This window comes from Pseudomonas sp. MF6747 (assembly GCF_963890955.1).
Lineage (GTDB): Bacteria > Pseudomonadota > Gammaproteobacteria > Pseudomonadales > Pseudomonadaceae > Aquipseudomonas.
The window spans coordinates 58719-78051 of record NZ_CAWPSZ010000016.1; the positions used below are offsets into that span (position 1 = coordinate 58719).

Below are 19333 nucleotides of genomic sequence, written 5' to 3' on the forward strand. Positions count from 1 at the left end.
GCTGCAGTAGGAGCGGCAGTTACCTACTCCACATCGATCCTTAAGTGCGAAACTGCCGCATACTGCCTCTGCTTAGAGCTTGTGACGCGACATCTTCCTCTGGGTACGGGGTGTCTTGGGATTTAGATTAACCGGTAGGCAAGTCATCGCCTGTGCAGAGTCACAGCCTAGCGTTAGGCTACCGCCGCTGACCAGTCGTCGTAGCCCCAGCAGGACTGGGCTCCCTGCAAAACCACTAAAAGGAGACACATCTGCAACCGTTCTAGACTAAAGAAAGAGCGCACCAACCAATCATGGACGCTTGACCAGAAATACTACGTACGAACACAGGAGAGCGTTATGCCTTGGTATGCCTGGTTGATTATTGCCATTGCGTTTTTATCGATCATCGGAGGTTTGCTGATTCTGCGAGATACCGCGCATAGGATTGAGTTGACCGTTGAACAGCGTAAACGAGTGGAGGAGCGTAATGCCGAAATGGACGCTAGGGACGCTGAAAGCGTCGAAAAGCGCTAACGAATCTTGAGCCGTCGAACCTGGAATACCGTGCCGTTTGACGCCTCTCGGACACCTGCCTATGCTTAAATTTCACCCCTTCCTCTCCTAGATTGGCTCCAAAGCATGCTTTCGCCTCGACACCGATAATCACAATGAAAAGGTACGGCAAAAGTGGACATACCAAACAATGAGCTGGTCGACAGCTTCAATCGCAAAATCACGTACCTCAGGATGTCGGTGACTGATCGCTGTGATTTTCGTTGTGTTTACTGCATGGCAAAAGACATGCAATTTCTACCTCGTCAGAGCATTTTGACGCTGGAAGAACTATTCCAAATAGCACAGCAATTCGTGGCTTTGGGCGTGCAGAAAATTCGACTGACGGGCGGAGAGCCACTGGTACGAAACGGTATTGTTAAATTGAGTGGTCAGATCGCCGCGTTACCAGGTTTGAGAGAGCTGTGCATGAGTACTAATGGCTCACAACTCCCCCACATGGCGAAGCCCTTGCGTGATGCTGGCGTATCTCGCCTGAACATCAGCTTGGACAGCTTGAATAGCCAGCTTTTCAAATCACTGACAAGAACAGGCGATCTAAGCCGTGTGATTGCTGGAATCGACGCCGCCCTTGCCGCCGACTTTCGCCACACCAAACTTAACTGTGTAGTGCTCAAGGGGCGTAATGATACGGAAGTGGTTGACCTGGTGCGATTTGCCATCGATAGACAGCTAGACATTTCCTTCATTGAAGAAATGCCACTGGGCGTCATCACTGAACACCAACGCAATGAGTCCTACTGTTCAAGTGACGAGGTTCGAGCGCGTCTGAGCGAAGTCTTCACTTTGATCGAGTCAGCCGAATCCACCCAAGGCCCATCCAGTTACTGGCGGATCGCAGAAGCACCCAATATCAGAATTGGCTTCATTTCACCCCATAGCCATAACTTTTGCGGGAGCTGTAATCGAGTGAGAGTAACGGTCGAGGGGCGACTGCTGCTGTGCCTGGGTAACGAACACTCAAGCGATCTGAAACAGATTCTTCGCAGCCACCCCGCAGATGGCGAACGGCTCGACAGAGCCATCCGTGACGCTATGAAGCTGAAGCCCTACAGCCATCATTTCGAGACCAATGGCGACGTGCAGATTCTGCGCTTCATGAACATGACGGGTGGTTAACTTCCAATCCTTTCATTCGCTTGCGGGGCAACCATGATCGTTCATCCCAAACCAAACATGCTAAACGTTCTGGTTACGTTGAAAGGATCTATCGCTAAACGTATCGTTCGGCGAAGCATCATGGTCACCGTCCTGGCTTCCATCATCGTATTGATTGAAAGCATGCATCCTGCTTTCTTCTCAGGCGTCAACGCCACACCTTTCACTCTGCTAGGCCTGTCACTGTCCATCTTCATGAGCTTTCGCAATTCCGCTTGTTACGATCGGTGGTGGGAGGGACGCAAGGAATGGGGAAGAATCATCATCGAAGTACGCTCTTTCATCCGCGAGAGTTGTGTCATTCAGGACACTGAGTTAAGGGAAAGGATGCTGTTGGGATTGTGTGGGTTCGCTCATGCGCTTAACGCAAGGCTTCGCAATGAAGATGAGCTGAAAGCTGCTCGACCTTGGGTACCAGGCCTTCTGATCAAGATCACCCCGACCTTCAACATCAGCGATGGCATTTTGCAAGAAACCGGAAGGGAGTGTTCACGCCTGGCTCAAGAAAACATAATCAGTGAATGGCGATATGTGACGCTGGAGCAGCGATTAACCGGCTTGTGTGAGGCCCAGGCAATTTGCGAGCGTATAAAAAATACCCCCCTTCCCTTTCCATACACATTGCTCCTGCACCGCACTATCTATCTCTTTTGCATACTGCTGCCCTTTGCGCTGGCCGAACCTTTGGGGTGGATTGCGCCAATTTTCACTGCGATAGTCAGCTATACATTTTTTGGACTCGATGCCATCGGAGATGAGTTGGAGGATCCTTTTGGACGGGATGAAAACGATCTCCCCACTGATGCCCTCGTTCGAGCGATTGAACGAGATATCTTGAGTGCCATTGGCCGTACCCATGTCCCCCCTCCACTCCAACCTGTTGACTATGTCCTAAGCTAAAAGGCGGTCTGTGAACCACCTGAATTTTTCGGCTAGCAATACCTTGATGAAAAGCGAAGCAGGCCTGTGATCAATACATCCTCAGGCCCGCTCCTCAGTCGATATTGGTTTTACGTCAAGTTCCAGTGCCCGCCGTAGGAGCTAAATCATCGGGTTGCTTTGGCTGATCTGCCGGCGGGCTAGTCTTTTCAGAAGCCTTCGGTTCATCAACCTGCACCTTGTTGAAGATCACTTCATCGCGCCCCTTGTCATAACCCAGCTCAACGCTGTCGCCGGCTTTGAGCTTGTCAGCAAGCATCTCTTTGGCAAGTCGCGTTTCGACGGTTTGGCGAATCTGCCGTTTCAATTCGCGTGCGCCAAATTCGGGCTGGTAGCCAACATCGGCCAGGTGGTCAACAAGCGAGTCATTGATTTTCAACGTGATGTCCTGCGCTGCGGCGGTTCGAGTCACACGGTCGAGCTGGATGCCCACGATGGCCCGGATATTGTCGCGGCTCAAGGCATGGAACACGATGATGTCGTCGATACGATTCAGGAACTCGGGACGGAAATGCCCTTTGAGCACGTCCATCAGCTCATCGCGCAAGGCTTTATCAGTGAGACGCTCATCCTCCGGACGTTCCAGGTTCTGCATGATTACAGAAGAACCCAGGTTGCTGGTGGCAATGATGATGGTGTTGCTGAAATCCACGACGCGCCCCTTGCCATCGGTCAATCGACCATCATCGAACACCTGCAGCAGCACGTTGCTGACATCGGGATGCGCTTTTTCGATTTCGTCGAGCAGAATCACGCTGTAGGGCTTGCGGCGCACGCGCTCGGTCAACTGCCCGCCCTCGTCGTAACCGACGTATCCGGGTGGTGCACCGATCAGCCGGGCCACCGCATGCTTCTCCATGTACTCGGACATATCGATACGAATAATCGACTGTTCGTCGCCAAATACAGTCTCTGCCAGCGCCTTGGCCAACTCGGTTTTACCGACCCCGGTAGGGCCGAGGAAAAGAAACGTCGCAATCGGCCGATTGGCTTGCCCCAACCCGGCACGCGATAGACGCACGGCGTCACTGACGGCGAGAACAGCGTCCTCCTGACCCACCAGGCGATCACGCAGAGTGTCTTCCATCTTGAGCAGCTTTTGCCGCTCTTCTTGCGTCAGCTCGCTGACAGGGATGCCCGTAAGGCGCGAAACAACATCAGCAATCGAGGCCATCGTGACCTCCAGGGTTTCAGACCCGGTCTTGCGCTGCCAAGCCTCGGTTTCCTCCTCCAGCTGTGCTTGTTTCTGGTTGATGCGCTCCTCAAAACCCTTAGCCTCATCAAAGCGTTTGCGCGAAGTCGAATAATCCTGCTCGCGTTTCAACTGGGTGATTTCAGCTTCGAGTTCCTGGATGCTCGCGGGTCTTGAGCTGGAGCTGATGCGAACACGCGCAGCCGCCTGATCGATCAGATCAATCGCCTTGTCCGGCAAGAAGCGCGAAGTGATGTAACGATCCGATAGTTCTGCCGCAGCGACGAAGGCTTCATCCGCAAACGTGACCTGATGGTGCGCCTCAAGCTTGTCGCGCAGGCCACGCAAGATAATGATGGTTTGATCGACCGTAGGCTCTGGTACCAGCACCGGTTGAAAGCGTCGTTCAAGCGCGGCATCTTTTTCGATGTGCTTTTGGTACTCATTGAGCGTCGTCGCGCCGATAAGGCTGAGCTCGCCTCGAGCCAATGCAGGCTTCAGAACGTTGGCAATGTCCAGGCCGCCCTCTTCTGCCCCAGCCCCGACGATGGTGTGCAGCTCGTCGATAAACAAAACCAGCTCCGAGCTTTTCGCAGTTACCTCATCCAGCAGTTGCTTGGCCCGTTCCTCGAACTCCCCACGGTATTTGGAGCCCGCCACCATTGAGTTCAGATTCACCTCAACCAGTCGTCGACCACGCAGAATCTCAGGAACATCACCTTTTACGATGCGCTGTGCGAGGCCTTCTACAATTGCTGTCTTACCGACTCCGGGTTCTCCAATGAGCACCGGATTGTTCTTCCTACGGCGGGCGAGCACCTCAATGGTGTTTTCGATTTCCTGCGCACGCCCAAGTACCGGATCAAGCTTGCCCTCACGGGCCAACGCCGTTAGGTCTCGACCGAACTTGTCGAGCGTCGGCGTCCCAGTCGGGGTATCTACCCGGCCATCCTCGGCACCTTTGCCCACGACCTTGACCACTTTCTGCCGCAAGGCTTCGGGGGTGACTCCATATTTTTTTAACAGTGTGCCGGCGATACTCTCCGGTACCGCCGACAACCCAATCAACAAATGCTCCGGGCCTACGTATGAATGTCCGAGGTCTCGGGACGCCTGGAACGCAAAATTGAAGACTTTCTTCAGACGTGGTGAAACGGTCATCTGATCGACTGGCGACTCGGCACTGCCGCGCTGCGCGTGTTGGTCGATGTAGCCCTTGATTTCGTCGGGAGAGAGCTTCAACTCCTTGAGCAATGCCGTGCCCACATCGGTATCCGCTAACACATACAGCAGGTGCTCGGTGTCGAGTTCGCTGCGGTTGAGTTCCTGGGCCTTCTCTGCAGCGCGCTGGAGGATTTCCATCGTCTGGGAGCTGAAGGCGTCGGTTGCGTCTACGGACTCTCTGGGCACCTGTGCAGAAAGCCTTAGATCATCATCTCCTTGATCCGAGCGGCCGCCCACGCTGTCAAAGAAACGGGACATACCACCGCCCAGCAATGAGTCAAACGGATTGAGCATGCTTTGATGACGGACGAGTTGGCGGTAATCGTGATCGCAAATGGACATTGTTTTTGCTTGGCCATTTTGCGATACCGTCACCCGCGCAACGGCTGGTCTCGCATTACATATTTCGCAGAGTGTAGCCATGATGAGTTGTCTCCAAGGGTGGATAACACGGGCTCAATCAAATGGATCTACTTCCTTGTAAAGGTACCTACCGAATCCAGGTATGAAATCCGCGTTGCAGTGAGATTATTCATAAACCCTTTGCAGGGAGTGGTTGCATCATTTCTTGAGGAGCAGCCACCCGATCAAGATAGTAGGGTTCTCATCAAAGCGCTCTATGAGTCATCAGCGATGCCGACGAACGAGATTTTTAGACGTTTTAGCTCTCCCAGCACGTTGAGGGTCAGATACGCGATTGACCCGCCTTGGAGCGAGCAACGCTAAAAAGGAAAGAAGGTTTTCCGTCGAACCTATTTTCAAGCATCAGTTCGAGTGGCTCAGGTGAGCGCGTGTAACCGCTGAAAAGAGTCCCAAACCCACCTGCACCAGGCCGTCCAAACGCCATGTTGTCACGCAAGATTTTCACCTCCTCGCCCTCCTTCGTAATCGTCGTCAAAGAGCTGTGCGAATTGCTCACACACCACATAGTCCCAGCTACTCTTGTCAAGTAAGGTGCGGGCCTGCTTTTTTGCGCGCCTGAATCCATAGAAGTGAAAGGCATTCGAATTGCATTTTTTAACCTCTATTAATAGATATTGAGGCCAGACTCGGATCAGATCATTCGCCTTACCAGCATCATGGATACTCCCCTGGCAACCCAATACCCGTTATCGAGACAGAAAGCTCACCCAGCGATCAGCAGCATCTTGCGCCTCTTTAAACGCCTGCTCATAACTCTCCCAATGAGCTCCCTCGACAAAGGCTTCGGGGGAAGTTGACCCTGTCAGGGTCAGCGTAGCCCCGACCGGTATATCGAGCGGCGGACTCCAACTGAAGCCAATCTGTACCACAATTCCTTTTTTTGTCTTGTATTCAACGGGATGTGTTTTATCAATACGTTCCGACATGTTGCTCTCCTTGATCCGGCGCCACCTTGAGCGCCGGACTTTTATGGGGTGAAATGCCCTCTTAATGGCTGGTCATACCGGCCATGTGCATCATCCAGCGAAAACCACTGGCTACGATGCCGAGTGCGACCACACTGGCGAACCAAATAGCGATCAGCCAAAACACCCGCTGGTACCAGGGGCCTGGCTTATGTTGGTTTTGCGACACTTCAGAGCGTTCCATGGGTCAACTCCATCGTCAGGGCCGTCGTGGCGGCCAACATGATCAGCCCACCTAAAAACAGCAGGCTCAACTGCGCCACCTGTTTGTAAAAAGGCAGCGGTTTTTCAGCCTTAATGGTAGCCATCGCCAATCCTCACTTTTCCGCGGAACACGTAGTAACTCCAGCAGGTGTACATCAGGATGATCGGCAAGATGAACAGGGTACCGATCAGGATGAACAACTGACTGGAAGGTGGCGATGCGGCGTCCCACAGGCTGATGGACGGCGGCACGATGTTCGGCCAGATGCTGAAGGCCAGGCCGATGTAACCCAGGAAGACCAGCACCAGGGTGAATACGAACGGCCAGTGGGAGTGATGTTGACGCAACGTCTTCAGCAGCCCGACCAGCGCGAGTACGCCCAGTAGCATCAGCCCTCCGAAGACCACGATGTGCGCATGGGAGAACCAGCGCGTGGCGATTTCTGGATGCAGCCAGGGTGTCCACACGCACAGCACGGCCACCACTGCCATCAGGGCGAACGCCAAATAGCGGCTGAACAGGCGCATCCGCGATTCAAGCATGCCTTCGGTCTTGACCAGCAACCAGGTGCTGCCCAGCAGTGCGTAGGCCACTACAAGCCCCACGCCGCAGAACAGCGGGAATGGCGACAGCCAGTCCAGCGTGCCTCCGGCAAACTGGCGATTCAGTACCGGGATGCCGGCAATGTAGGTGCCGATCACCACGCCCTGGCAAAAGGTTGCCAGGAACGAGCCGCCGATGAACGCCATGTCCCAGATGTGCCGCTTCTGCGGGCTGGCCTTGAAGCGAAATTCAAACGCCACACCGCGAAAGATCAGCCCCGCCAGCATGAAGATCAGCGGCAGGTACAGCGCCTCCAGGATCACCGAATACGCCAGTGGAAACGCACCGTACAACGCTGCCCCGCCGAGGATCAGCCAGGTCTCGTTGCCGTCCCACACCGGCGCAACGGTGTTCATCATCACGTCGCGCTCCTGCTCGTCCGGGATCAACGGAAAAAGGATGCCCAACCCCAGGTCGAAGCCATCCATGATCACGTACATCATCACCCCGAAGGCAATGATCACGCCCCAGATCAACGACAGGTCTATACCTTGAATGCCCATGTGTAATCCCCTTGATCAGTTGATGTGGTCGCCGGACGCCAGCGTCTCGGTGACAGCGGACAGGGGACGGCGTGGCGTGCGCTCCTGGCCGGGGCCGCCCTGAGGCGGATGGTCGTGATGGGGCTGCGGGCCCTTGCGTACCAGCTTCATCATGTAGCCGATACCCACGGCAAATACCGAGAAGTAGATCACCACAAACAACGCCAGCGAGATGCTCAACTGCGTGACGGTGTGATTGGACGCCGCATCGGCAGTGCGCAGCAGCCCGTAGACCACCCACGGCTGGCGACCGACCTCGGTGGTGATCCACCCGGCCAGCATTGCGATAAGACCGGTTGGCCCCATGAACAACACCAGGCGCAGGAACAGGCGGTTGCGATACAGCGCGCCATTTCGACGCAATGCAAGCCCCAGCAATCCGGTGAAGATCATCAACATCCCGAGCCCGGCCATGATCCGGAAGCTAAAGAAAATGATCGTTGAGTTCGGCCGATCCTCTTTAGGGAAGCTCTTGAGCGCCGGGATCTGTTTATCCAGGCTGTGGGTCAGGATGAGGCTGCCCAGGTAAGGGACTTCGATCGCATAACGGGTCTTTTCGGCGTCCATGTCGGGAATGCCGAACAGCACCAGCGGCGTCGCCTCGTTACCGACGTTCTCCCAGTGCCCTTCGATAGCGGCAATTTTCGCCGGTTGATGCTCCAGGGTGTTCAGGCCATGGGCGTCACCGACCACCGCCTGGATTGGCGCCACGATCAACGCCATCCACATCGCCATCGAAAGCATCTTGCGCACCGGTGGCGTGTCGTTCTTGCGCAGCAGATGCCAGGCGGCCGACGAACCGACAAAGAACGCGGTGGCGACAAACGCCGCAATGGCCATGTGCGCCAAACGGAACGGGAACGACGGGTTGAAGACGATGGCGAACCAGTCCAACGGCATGACCCGTCCGTCAACGATGGAAAACCCCTGTGGTGTCTGCATCCAGCTGTTGGAGGCCAGAATCCAGAACGTGGAGATCAACGTACCGATGGCAACCATGACCGTGGAAAAGAAGTGCAACCCACGCCCTACTCGGTTCCAGCCAAACAGCATTACGCCCAGGAAGCCCGCCTCTAGGAAGAATGCAGTCAACACTTCATAGGTAAGCAACGGCCCGGTGATGCTCCCGGCAAAGTCAGAAAACCGACTCCAGTTGGTGCCGAACTCGTAAGCCATGACCAGGCCCGACACCACGCCCATGCCGAAGTTGACGGCGAAGATTTTCGACCAGAAGTGATACAGGTCCTTGTAGACCGAGTTGTTGGTTTTCAGCCACAACCCTTCAAGCACGGCCAGGAAACTGGCCAGGCCGATGGTGATGGCGGGGAAGATAATGTGAAACGAGACCGTGAACGCGAATTGAATTCGCGCCAGGTCCAGCGCCTCAAGATTGAACATGACGATACCCTCATAGTGGTCAAGCCCGGTTGCCTTGGGCCTCGCGGCCCGTGACGCACGGTGTCCAGTGATCAGCAAAACCCGGGGCGACGCTCAGGCCACCCCGGTCCGGCTCAAGCGCCGAGGGACTGAATCAGGTTGCTGGCCGGCGCAGGTTCAAGCCGAATGGCGATGAACTTCGACGTCGGGGTATAGGTGCGGTCGCCATAGCTTTCCAACGGCACCAACGGGTTGGTTTCCGGGTAATAGGCAGCGGCCTGGCCGGCTGGAATATCGTAGGCAATCAACGTGAAGCCGCTGACCCGACGCTCCCGGCCATCGCCCCACAGCGACACCATGTCGACCTTTTGCCCTGGCTCGTAGCCCAGCTTGCGAATGTCCTGCTCATTGACGAACACCACATCGCGCATGCCATAAACGCCGCGATAGCGGTCATCGAGCCCGTACAACGTGGTGTTGTACTGGTCGTGGGAACGCATGGTCTGCAGGATCAGGTCCGGCTTGACGTCGAGGTTGCGTACGCCTTCGCTGACCAAGTGAGCGGGCAGCACGCTAGAGGCGAACTGGGCTTTACCGCTGGCGGTTTTCCAAATGCGTTGCGCCGCGTTGTTGCCCAGGTGGAAGCCGCCAGGGTGCTGCAGTTTTTTGTTGAAGTTTTTGAAGCCGGGAATGGTGTCGGCGATTAAGTCACGGATACGGCTGTAGTCAGCCACCGCCCAAAGCCAGTCGATCGGATGCTTGCCCAGCGTTGCATTGGCGATCCCGGCGATAATGGCCGGCTCCGAGCGCATCAATGAAGACTTGGGTTTGAGCTGGCCATGGGAAATGTGCACCATGCTGAAGGTGTCTTCCACCGTCACGCCTTGCGGCCCCTCTTCCTGCATGTCGATATCGGTACGGCCCAGGCACGGCAGGATCAGGGCTTCGCGACCGGTCACCAAATGGCTGCGGTTGAGCTTGGTGGCGATATGCACGGTCAGGTCGCAATTGCGCAACGCGGCATGGGTGCGTGGGGTGTCCGGCGTCGCCTGCGCGAAGTTGCCGCCCAGGCCAATGAACACTTTGGAGCGCCCATCTTCCATGGCTGCAATCGCCATTACCGTGTTGTGGCCATGGCGACGTGGCACCTTGAAATCAAAGCGTGCTTCCAGCGCATTGATCAACTCCGGTGGCGCCAGCTCGTTGATTCCCATGGTGCGGTCGCCCTGCACATTACTGTGCCCACGCACTGGCGACAGCCCTGCCCCCGGCCGGCCGATATTGCCGCGCAACAGCTGCACGTTGATGATTTCCTGCACGGTCACCACCGAGTGCGTGTGCTGGGTCACGCCCATCGCCCAGCACATGATGACGCGTTTGGCGCGGCGGTACATGCGCGCAGCGAGCTCGATGTCGGCGAGGCTCAGGCCGGATTGCTCGACAATGTGTTCCCACGAAGTGGCGTCCACTTCCGCCAGGTAGCTCTCGAGGCCCGAGGTGTGTTCGGCAATGAATGCACGGTCGAATACGGCCTCGCCATTGTTCTCCAGCGCATCACGCTCCCATTCCAGCAGGAACTTGGCGATGCCACGAAACGCGGCCATGTCGCCCCCCAGGGCCGGACGGAAGTACGCCGACGAGGTGGGTTCGGAGCCGTTGGTGAGCATCTCCAGCGGATGCTGCGGGTGCTGGAAACGTTCCAGACCACGCTCTTTGAGCGGGTTGAAACAAATCACCTGGGCGCCCCGCTTCACCGCCTCGCGCAGTGGTTCGAGCATGCGTGGGTGATTGGTGCCCGGGTTCTGCCCGATGACGAAAATCGCATCAGCCTCCTCCAGGTCATCAAACGTCACCGTGCCTTTGCCTACGCCGACGCTGTCGTCCATGCCCAGGCCGCTGGCCTCATGGCACATGTTCGAGCAATCGGGAAAGTTATTGGTACCGTAGGCGCGAACGAACAGTTGATACAGATAAGCGGCTTCGTTACTGGCGCGGCCCGAGGTATAGAACTCTGCCTGATCCGGCGACGTCAGCTCCTTGAGGTGCTTGGCGATCAAGGCAAAGGCGTCGTCCCAACTGGTTTCGACATAACGGTCCAGCGAGGCGTCGTAACGCATCGGGTGCGTCAGGCGCCCCTGATATTCAAGCCAATAATCACTTTGCGCCGCCAACTGCGACACGGTGTATTTATTGAAGAATGCCGGGTTGACCAGGCGCCCGGTGGCTTCCCAGTTAACCGCCTTGGCGCCGTTCTCGCAGAACTTGACCATACCGTTTTCCGGCGACTCGCCCCACGCACAACCCGGGCAGTCAAAGCCGCCATTCTGGTTGGTCTTGAGCATCGCGCGGATGTTCTTGAACGCGTTTTCACTGCCCAGCCAGTTTTTCGTCACCGCAATCAGTGCGCCCCAACCTGCAGCCGCCCCCTTGTACGGTTTATAACGCTCAACTTCGCTCATGGTATTTCTCCAAGACTTCACACGTAGGCGGCGGCCTAACTTAAAGCCCTTATTAATGGTTTTTTTTCAGGCATCGCAAAACGCAAAAATATTTATAAATAACTAAACATCATTTGCGCCGACCCGTTTCACGGGCTCTACTTCGGGTTACGCGTTCAGACTATGCGCGCCTAAATTCCCTGTCTAATCATAAATAATGACCACATCATCGAAGCCATCTATCAATATGAATAGTCTGTTTTTTCAACAAGATACAACCATAAAGCCGCAGCAAAAATACAAATAAATCTTCATAGATTTCGTCGATCAGCCGGTTACTAATAGTGATTAGACGAACTTCAAAAACAACATTAGCCTCAACACAAACAAGGCTCTTATTCCTATCGAGCCCCCAAAAACCAGCGCCCTGACTACGCTCAATGAGTCGCTGCCGGAGGTTTTAATGACCGACCAGATCTTGATGGATAGTTTTTCTCGCCGGGTCGACTACCTCAGGATGTCGGTGACCGACCGCTGCGATTTCCGCTGTGTGTATTGCATGGCTGAAGACATGGAATTCCTGCCGCGCCAGCGCATCCTCACGTTGGAAGAGCTTTATCAGTTAGCTGAAAGTTTTGTGACGCTTGGCACGCGAAAAATCCGCCTGACCGGCGGCGAACCCTTGATCCGCCCGGGCGTGGTTGAGCTGTGCCGGCGCATCGCGGCGCTTCCCGGCCTTCGCGAGTTGTGCATGACCACCAACGGCTCACAGCTGGGCAAGCTGGCCGCACCGTTGTTCGATGCCGGGCTCAAACGCCTGAACATCAGCCTCGACAGCCTGGACCCAAAGCGCTTTCGCGAACTGACGCGCACCGGTGACTTGGCCAAGGTTATCGCCGGTATCGACGCGGCGAATGCGGCGGGTTTTCAACGCACCAAACTCAATTGCGTGGTGATGAAGGGGCGTAACGATCACGAAATCAACGACCTCGTGGCGTTCGCCATCGACCGGGGCGTGGATATTTCGTTTATCGAAGAAATGCCCTTGGGCGTCATCAGCGAACACAGCCGTGCCGAGGCGTTCTACTCCAGCGCGCAAGTGCGCGAGCGTATCGCCGAGCGCTATACCCTGATCGACTCTGCGGAATCGACCCAAGGCCCTTCACGTTACTGGCGCCTGGCCGAGGCGCCGCATATTCGCCTGGGCTTCATTTCCCCGCACAGCCACAACTTCTGCGGCACGTGCAACCGCGTGCGACTGACCGTTGAAGGCCGGCTGCTACTGTGCCTGGGCAACGAGCATTCGGTCGATCTCAAGGAGGTCCTGCGCCGTTATCCAGGTGAGCCGCAACGACTGGAGAGTGCCATTCTCGACTCGATGAAACTCAAGCCCTACCGGCATAACTTCGAGCTCAACGATGAGGTGCAGGTTGTCCGTTTCATGAACATGACGGGCGGTTAACCGCCCGGTTTTCCCTCTTTTTGCAGAAGGCTGTAGCGCATGATCGTCCGAGCCAAACCCAACCTGATCGGTGTCTTGATTTCGCTAAAGGGCTCCGTCGCCCGGCGCATCGCACAACGCAGCCTGCTGGTGACACTGCTGGCCTCGGCGATCGTGCTGGTCGAGACCCTGCACCCAGCCTACTTTTCCAGGGTCAACGCCACACCGTTCACGCTGTTGGGCTTGTCACTGTCGATCTTCATGAGCTTTCGCAACAATGCCTGCTATGACCGCTGGTACGAAGGGCGCAAAGCGCTCGGCGTGATGGTGACGCAGGTGCGCGCAATGATTCGCGAAACCCAAGTCATTAAGGATGCCAGCCAGCGCCGTGACATCCTGCGCAACCTGTGTGGATTCGCCCACGCGTTGAATGCCAGGCTGCGTCATGAAGACGAGTTGAGCGTGGCGGAGCCTTGGCTGGACCGGCTGCCCTCAGTCAACACGCCCAACATTCCTGAAAGCATCATTGGCCGCGTCACCCAGCAATGCTCGACGCTGGCCGAGTCGGGGAACATCAGCGAATGGCGCTACCAGGTGATGGCCGGGCACTTGAGCGACCTGACCCGTACACAAACGGTTTGCGAGCGCATCAAAAGTACCCCGCTGCCCTTCCCCTACACGCTGTTGTTGCACCGCACCAGCTACATGTTTTGCATCTTGCTGCCCTTCGCAATGGCCGAGCCATTGGGTTGGCTGACGCCACTCTTCACCGCGATCGTGAGTTACACGTTTTTTGGCCTGGATGCGATTGGCGATGAGCTGGAAGACCCCTTTGGCTATGACGAAAACGACCTGCCGACCAATGCCATCGTGCGCACTATTGAACGCGAAGTCCTCCACGCCAATGGCGCGACAGAACTGCCTCCCGTGCTGCAACCCATCGATTTCATTCTGAACTGATCCGAGGTCCCCCATGCACGAACACCCACACTCACTGACACATCTGGACGCTGCCGGCCGGGCTAGCATGGTCGACGTCACTGACAAGATAGCCACCACCCGTGAAGCCCAGGCCCAGGCTTGGGTGCGTATGCAGCCGTCGACCTTGGAGTTGATCCAGCACAATGGACACCCCAAGGGCGACGTTTTTGCGGTCGCGCGTATCGCCGGGATCATGGCGGCAAAGAAAACCCATGAACTGATCCCGCTCTGCCACCCGTTGATGCTCAGTTCGATTCACCTCGAACTGCAGGCCGTCGAACCCGACCGTGTGAGGATCGTCAGTACCTGCCGGCTCACCGGCCAGACCGGCGTCGAACTCGAAGCCCTGACCGCAGCCAGCGTGGCAGCCTTGACGATCTATGACATGTGCAAGGCGGTGGACCGGGGGATGATCATTGACCGTATCCAGTTGCTGAAGAAAGAGGGCGGCAAGTCGGGGACTTTTATCGCCGGTGAAGCCCAATGATCCTGGTCAACTACTTTGCGCGTTATCGCGATCAACTGGGCAGCGGTGGCGAAAAAATCACGCTGGATGAGTCTTTGCGCACCATTGAGGACGTCAGGCAACGACTGTGTGCCCGAGGTGAGATCTGGCAGCAAGTGCTGGGTGAGTCCAGCCTGATGTGCGCGCTGAATCAAGAACTGTGTACGCCAAACGCGGTGATAGAAGACTTCGACGAAATTGCGTTCTTCCCACCCGTGACCGGAGGTTGATCCATGCCTGTGCAGGTTCAGACGGCGCTTTTCGATCTGGGTGAACTGACCCACAGCGTCCACGCCGAAGACCCAGGCGTCGGCGCCGTGGCCACGTTCGTGGGTTATGTGCGCGATATCAACCAAGGGGACCAGGTCAGCGAATTATTCCTTGAACATTACCCGGGCATGACCGAGCACTCCTTGCAATTGATCGTCGATCAAGCCCATGAGCGCTGGCCATTGCAACGGGTGAGCATCGTGCACCGTGTAGGCGCGTTGAAGGTCGGTGAGCCCATTGTCTTTGTCGGCGTGGCAAGTGAACATCGGCAGGCCGCCTTTGACGCCTGTGCATTCCTGATGGACTACCTAAAGACTCGCGCGCCGTTCTGGAAGCGTGAACAGACGCCGGCGGGTGAGCGTTGGGTCGAGGAAAGGGAAAGTGATCGGTTGGCGCAGGAGCGCTGGGCGGTCTAGAGGCTTGTTGTGGCGAGGGAGCTTGCTCGCCACAGTCAGCGCACCTGACTCGCCTTAGAACAAGTCGCAGAACGGAATAAAGCGTGCCGTGTCACCCGCTTGCAGCGTTTGGCCTTCAGGAATTTCAACCAGCCCATCTGCCCACGAAGCGCCCAGCAACACGCCTGAACTCTGGTTGGGATATAACACTGCCTTGCCCTCCTCCAGCCTGGCCCGCAGGTATTCCCGGCGATTGCCAGCTTTAGGCCAGTCAAAACTGATGCTAACCATGAAGCTCAGTGGCGTGACGTCCTCGACCCCCTGGATACGCAACAGGTATGCCCGCGCCAGTAGCCCGAATGTCACCAACGCCGAGGTCGGGTTACCGGGCAGGCCGATCATGGGCACATTGCCAAAGTAGCCCACGGTCAAGGGTTTGCCCGGCTTGATCGCGAGTTTCCAGAATAATGGCTTGCCGCATTCGCGCAGCACCTGACCGAGGCAATCGGCATCGCCGGCCGAGACGCCACCGGTGGTGAGGATCAAATCGGTGGCATGTTGCAGTTGTTCCAGCTTGAGCCGGGTGCGTTGCGGCTGGTCGGGAAGAATGCCGCCATCGATGACCTCGCATCCCAACGCACCCAGCCAATGGCTGAGCAAGGTGCGATTGCTGTTGTAGATGCAGCCGGGCTTCAGGGGCGTACCCGGCTCGGCCAGTTCGTCGCCCGTAGACAGCAATGCCACCCGTGGCCGCCGTACCACCGGCACATGGGTACAGCCCTGCGCCGCCGCGATGGCCAACTCGAAAGGCCCGAGCCGCTTGCCGGCCGCGAGCAACACCTGGCCTGCCCGGTTCTCCTGGCCTTGCGGGCGGATGTTCTGGCCCACGCTCAGCGGCTGCGTGAAGCGCACGCGGCCATCTTCCAGCACTTGGGCGTTTTCCTGCATCTGGACGCAATTAGCCCCGGCAGGCACCGGTGCGCCGGTGAAGATGCGAGCGCAGGTGCCAGGCAGCAGCGCCTCAGGTGCAACGCCGGCGAAAATCTGTTGCGACACCGCCAGCGGCTCGCCCGTCCAATCGCCGACGTTCAGGGCATAGCCATCCATGGCACTGTTCGGCCACGGCGGCAGATCCAGGGTCGCAATCAGGTCATTGGCCAGCACGCGTTGCCGTGCTTCGCTCAACACCACCAGTTCGCTGTCTTGCAGACGTTGCACCTGCGCCATGGCCAGCAGCGAGGCAATAGCCTCCTCCACCGACATCAGCGGCGAACGGCTCACCCTCGTGTCCCGCACAATGCCACCGACTTGAGGTGCGGCACGAAATTGCACGGCCGGTGGCGCGCATCTAGTTGCTCGGCGAGGATGCCTTCCCATGCCGTCCGGCAGGCACCCGTCGAGCCCGGTAGACAGCACACCAGCGTACCGTTGGCCAGCCCGGCCAAGGCACGGCTCTGTACCGTGGAAGTGCCGATATCGAGGATTGAGATCGCGCGGAACAACTCACCAAAACCATCAATCTGCTTATCCAGCAAACAGCTCACCGCCTCGGGCGTGCTGTCGCGGCCGGTGAAGCCGGTGCCGCCGGTAATCAACACCACTTGAATCTGCTCACTGGCGATCCAGGTCGCGACCTGCGCGCGGATCTTGTACAGGTCATCCTTGAGCAGGTTGCGCTCACTGAGGCTGTGCCCGGCTTCCAGCAGCCGGCTGACCAGCAGTTGCCCTGAGGTATCATTGGCATATTCCCGGGTATCACTGACAGTCAACACCGCAATATTCAACGGTACAAACAATGCATCCGACGTTACGCTCATGTCATTCTCCGGCAGGCCATCATCAAAATAATTGCCTGAGGCTAAAGCGCTCAAACGATGACTGTCTAATCGTTACGGCTTACCGGGTTATCGAGCCTCTCTATCGCTGGTTTTTCTGCGTGCCTTTGGTTGGTTATCGAGTGAATCGATCATGCCTTCAATACGGGTTATTGGACGCGCTGGCCCTACAATGAGATCGTCTGCGTATCTCTTTCGCTGTGGTCCGCGAATATCGACACTGGCACTCATTAGGACCTCTTACTTTTTCCCTGGCAGGTGCCTTAAATGGACATAAAGCAACTCAAATTCCTGATCGCGTTGGAACAGACCCGCCACTTCGGCCAGGCCGCTGCGCGTTGTCACATCACCCAGCCGACCCTGTCGATGCGCTTGCGCAACCTGGAGGATGAATTGGGCCTGGAGTTGGTCAGCCGAGGCCAACGGTTCGAAGGTTTCACCCAAGCCGGTGATCGTGTGCTGGCCTGGGCCCGCACCTTGCTCGCCGCCCATGACGGGTTGTTCGCTGAAGCCGCTGCGTGTCGTGGCCAGTTAGTGGGTAACTTGCGCCTGGGTCTGGTGCCGCTTAGCGGCTTCAACCCGATCAGTTACATCCAAAGGCTCTCTCACACCTTCCCGGAACTCAAGTTCAGCCTGTCGTCCATGAGCTCGGACAAGATCATCGAAGCCTTGGGCACCAACCAGCTGGACTTGGGCGTGTGTTACCTGGACCACGTCAACCCCAATTACCTGGACTTTTTCGAACTGGGCGAGACTCGCGTCGGCCTGCTATACGACACCCGCCACTTCCATTTTGAAGGCACGGAAATGAGCTGGGAAGACGCCGCCGAATTGCCTCTGGGGATGATCAGCAACGGCATGCACTATCGAAAATCCATTGACCTGAGTTTTCGCAGCCGCGGCCTCGACCCCCAGCCCATACTCGAAAGCGATTCGACGTACCAACTGTTCCAGGCGATCCACGAAGGTTTTTGCTGCGCGATCATGCCGTTGGGCAGCGGCCTGAAAAACCCCATCGAGAATCTAGCGTTTATCAACCTGCCGGATGCGAGTGTGCTCGCACCACTGGGCATGGTGATGCGTAAAACCGAACCGCGCTCGGCCATCGCCGAAAAGTGTTTTGCAGAAGCTAAACAGCTGTTTGCCACCCAGGGCTCAAACTAGCGTATCGGAGGTTTACTCATGATTTGCCGAATCGAGCAGTCCGTTGAACCAAGCGATGCCAATGCCCCGGCCCCACAGCCGGTCAACGTGTCCTATCGAGAATATGACGAAGACGCCCAGGTTGCCCAAGCGGCGCTGGCGGCGGAAATCGCCCTGGCCATTATCTACAACGGCTTGAGCCAGGCGGTGATGATGGTTTCACCCGGCAATATCGAAGACTTCATCCGGGGCTTCAGCGTGAGCAACGCAATCGTCGATAGCCTGGATGAAATCTACGACATTCAACTCACGCACTTTGACCAAGCTTGCCAGGCCGACGTACAGATCTCGAGCCGTGCGTTCTGGGCGTTGAAAGATCATCGACGGCAAATGGCGGGCACCAGCGGTTGCGGTTTGTGTGGAGTGGAGGCGCTGGAGCAGGCCCTGCCGCAACTGGAGAGTCTGCAGCCGGCGCCCCTGCCGCCAAAGCAACACCTCAAGGGCCTGCGGGAGCGTATCGAAGAAGCCCAGATAATGGGAAAAAGCACGGGCGCCCTGCACGCGGCCTTGCACTTCGGTGCTGACGGCATAGCCCTGCTGTGCCGTGAGGATATCGGTCGCCACAATGCGCTGGATAAATTGATCGGGGCCATGCAACACGCCGGAGTCGATGCCCGCAGCGGCTTCACGGTGGTCACCAGCCGTTGCAGTCTGGAGCTGATTCACAAAGCGGTCAGGGCCCGCTTCGGCACCCTGGTCAGCTTGTCGGCGCCCACCGTGTTAACGGTGCAGTGGGCGCGCAAGCACCACCTCAACCTGATCCATGTGCCTCACCGAAACGCGCCGCGGATCTACAGCCCGGCCTAACTCAATTGAGCTGCGAACACACGACACTCACCGGTATCGATTTGTAGGACGGCGTGCCACTGCCCACGTCGATTTAGTCCAGCGGCACCAATTGGTTGGCCTACGGGTTTACGGACACCAGGTACCTTGCGCTTAATCTCCAGGATCACTCCACAGACAAACTCGTCACCGAAGGGCGGGAGCCGATAGATGCCTAGGTGCTGCCACGACAGAGCAGCCTTCTACGGAGTATTGACTCACGTCTGATGATGCGTGTTCTAGAACCTAGGCCGCTT

Annotated in this window: 19 protein-coding genes and 1 pseudogene; 10 read left to right on the top strand and 10 right to left on the bottom strand. The window is 57.0% G+C overall.

Annotated elements, in window-relative coordinates:
- The first annotated feature begins 339 nt into the window (after positions 1 to 339).
- The 3 genes from AACW30_RS17015 (at position 340) to AACW30_RS17025 (ending at position 2613) form a co-directional block, all read left to right on the top strand.
- On the top strand, positions 340 to 516 hold the full coding sequence (locus AACW30_RS17015; RefSeq protein WP_200625422.1) for a DUF2897 family protein: 177 nt from the start codon (positions 340 to 342) through the stop codon (positions 514 to 516).
- A gap of 159 nt (positions 517 to 675) precedes the next feature.
- On the top strand, positions 676 to 1674 hold the full coding sequence (gene moaA / locus AACW30_RS17020) for a GTP 3',8-cyclase MoaA (RefSeq protein ID WP_200625456.1): 999 nt from the start codon (positions 676 to 678) through the stop codon (positions 1672 to 1674).
- Between the two features lie 33 nt (positions 1675 to 1707).
- On the top strand, positions 1708 to 2613 hold the full coding sequence (locus tag AACW30_RS17025; RefSeq protein ID WP_200625423.1) for a bestrophin family protein: 906 nt from the start codon (positions 1708 to 1710) through the stop codon (positions 2611 to 2613).
- 115 nt (positions 2614 to 2728) lie between these two features.
- On the opposite strand, the gene AACW30_RS17030 is transcribed toward AACW30_RS17025, so the two are convergent.
- The 8 genes and pseudogenes from AACW30_RS17030 to AACW30_RS17065 all read right to left on the bottom strand — a co-directional run bounded on the left by AACW30_RS17030 (position 2729) and on the right by AACW30_RS17065 (position 11642).
- Positions 2729 to 5491: an ATP-dependent Clp protease ATP-binding subunit gene (locus AACW30_RS17030; protein WP_200625424.1), complete on the bottom strand. Its 2763-nt coding sequence runs from the start codon at positions 5489 to 5491 to the stop codon at positions 2729 to 2731.
- Positions 5492 to 5801: 310 nt separating this feature from the next.
- A pseudogene (locus AACW30_RS17035) lies at positions 5802 to 5984 on the bottom strand (Dyp-type peroxidase); the annotation flags it as partial.
- Positions 5985 to 6177: 193 nt separating this feature from the next.
- Entirely contained in the window at positions 6178 to 6417 is a 240-nt protein-coding gene (locus AACW30_RS17040; protein ID WP_200625425.1) for a hypothetical protein, read from the bottom strand.
- Between the two features lie 61 nt (positions 6418 to 6478).
- Positions 6479 to 6640 (bottom strand): DUF2474 domain-containing protein, encoded by a 162-nt coding sequence (locus AACW30_RS17045; RefSeq protein ID WP_200625426.1) that lies wholly within the window; start codon positions 6638 to 6640, stop codon positions 6479 to 6481.
- Entirely contained in the window at positions 6627 to 6764 is a 138-nt protein-coding gene (locus tag AACW30_RS17050) for a hypothetical protein (RefSeq protein ID WP_200625427.1), read from the bottom strand. Before AACW30_RS17050 ends, AACW30_RS17045 begins: the two co-directional genes overlap by 14 nt.
- Positions 6751 to 7767 carry a cytochrome d ubiquinol oxidase subunit II gene (gene cydB, locus AACW30_RS17055; protein WP_200625428.1) on the bottom strand — a complete coding sequence of 339 codons (1017 nt, stop codon included), beginning with the start codon at positions 7765 to 7767 and terminating at the stop codon, positions 6751 to 6753. The genes AACW30_RS17050 and cydB overlap by 14 nt, the downstream gene beginning before the upstream one ends.
- A 15-nt stretch (positions 7768 to 7782) precedes the next feature.
- On the bottom strand, positions 7783 to 9204 hold the full coding sequence (locus tag AACW30_RS17060) for a cytochrome ubiquinol oxidase subunit I (protein ID WP_200625429.1): 1422 nt from the start codon (positions 9202 to 9204) through the stop codon (positions 7783 to 7785).
- Between the two features lie 113 nt (positions 9205 to 9317).
- Entirely contained in the window at positions 9318 to 11642 is a 2325-nt protein-coding gene (locus AACW30_RS17065) for an FdhF/YdeP family oxidoreductase (RefSeq protein WP_200625430.1), read from the bottom strand.
- A gap of 442 nt (positions 11643 to 12084) precedes the next feature.
- On the opposite strand from AACW30_RS17065, the gene moaA (AACW30_RS17070) reads away from it, so the two are divergent.
- Genes moaA (AACW30_RS17070) through moaE form a run of 5 tightly spaced genes read left to right on the top strand, consistent with a single transcriptional unit; the run spans position 12085 to position 15234 of the window.
- Positions 12085 to 13083 (top strand): GTP 3',8-cyclase MoaA, encoded by a 999-nt coding sequence (gene moaA, locus AACW30_RS17070; protein WP_200625431.1) that lies wholly within the window; start codon positions 12085 to 12087, stop codon positions 13081 to 13083.
- Between the two features lie 39 nt (positions 13084 to 13122).
- On the top strand, positions 13123 to 14022 hold the full coding sequence (locus tag AACW30_RS17075; protein WP_200625432.1) for a bestrophin family protein: 900 nt from the start codon (positions 13123 to 13125) through the stop codon (positions 14020 to 14022).
- A gap of 13 nt (positions 14023 to 14035) precedes the next feature.
- A complete protein-coding gene (moaC, locus tag AACW30_RS17080; protein WP_200625433.1) occupies positions 14036 to 14530 on the top strand; it encodes a cyclic pyranopterin monophosphate synthase MoaC in 495 nt (164 codons plus the stop codon).
- Positions 14527 to 14778 carry a molybdopterin converting factor subunit 1 gene (moaD, locus tag AACW30_RS17085; RefSeq protein WP_200625434.1) on the top strand — a complete coding sequence of 84 codons (252 nt, stop codon included), beginning with the start codon at positions 14527 to 14529 and terminating at the stop codon, positions 14776 to 14778. The genes moaC and moaD overlap by 4 nt, the downstream gene beginning before the upstream one ends.
- Before the next feature lie 3 nt (positions 14779 to 14781).
- On the top strand, positions 14782 to 15234 hold the full coding sequence (moaE, locus tag AACW30_RS17090) for a molybdopterin synthase catalytic subunit MoaE (protein ID WP_200625435.1): 453 nt from the start codon (positions 14782 to 14784) through the stop codon (positions 15232 to 15234).
- 54 nt (positions 15235 to 15288) lie between these two features.
- Here the strand turns inward: moaE and AACW30_RS17095 are convergent, their stop codons facing one another.
- Together AACW30_RS17095 and moaB are read right to left on the bottom strand one after the other, a co-directional pair.
- Positions 15289 to 16494 carry a molybdopterin molybdotransferase MoeA gene (locus tag AACW30_RS17095; protein ID WP_200625436.1) on the bottom strand — a complete coding sequence of 402 codons (1206 nt, stop codon included), beginning with the start codon at positions 16492 to 16494 and terminating at the stop codon, positions 15289 to 15291.
- Positions 16491 to 17030 (bottom strand): molybdenum cofactor biosynthesis protein B, encoded by a 540-nt coding sequence (gene moaB, locus AACW30_RS17100; RefSeq protein WP_200625437.1) that lies wholly within the window; start codon positions 17028 to 17030, stop codon positions 16491 to 16493. Before moaB ends, AACW30_RS17095 begins: the two co-directional genes overlap by 4 nt.
- A 285-nt stretch (positions 17031 to 17315) precedes the next feature.
- Here moaB and AACW30_RS17105 point away from each other — a divergent pair, with 285 nt between their 5' ends.
- Together AACW30_RS17105 and fdhD are read left to right on the top strand one after the other, a co-directional pair.
- Positions 17316 to 18212 carry a LysR family transcriptional regulator gene (locus tag AACW30_RS17105; RefSeq protein ID WP_200625438.1) on the top strand — a complete coding sequence of 299 codons (897 nt, stop codon included), beginning with the start codon at positions 17316 to 17318 and terminating at the stop codon, positions 18210 to 18212.
- Between the two features lie 18 nt (positions 18213 to 18230).
- Positions 18231 to 19058 carry a formate dehydrogenase accessory sulfurtransferase FdhD gene (gene fdhD, locus AACW30_RS17110; protein WP_200625439.1) on the top strand — a complete coding sequence of 276 codons (828 nt, stop codon included), beginning with the start codon at positions 18231 to 18233 and terminating at the stop codon, positions 19056 to 19058.
- Positions 19059 to 19333 lie beyond the last annotated feature (275 nt).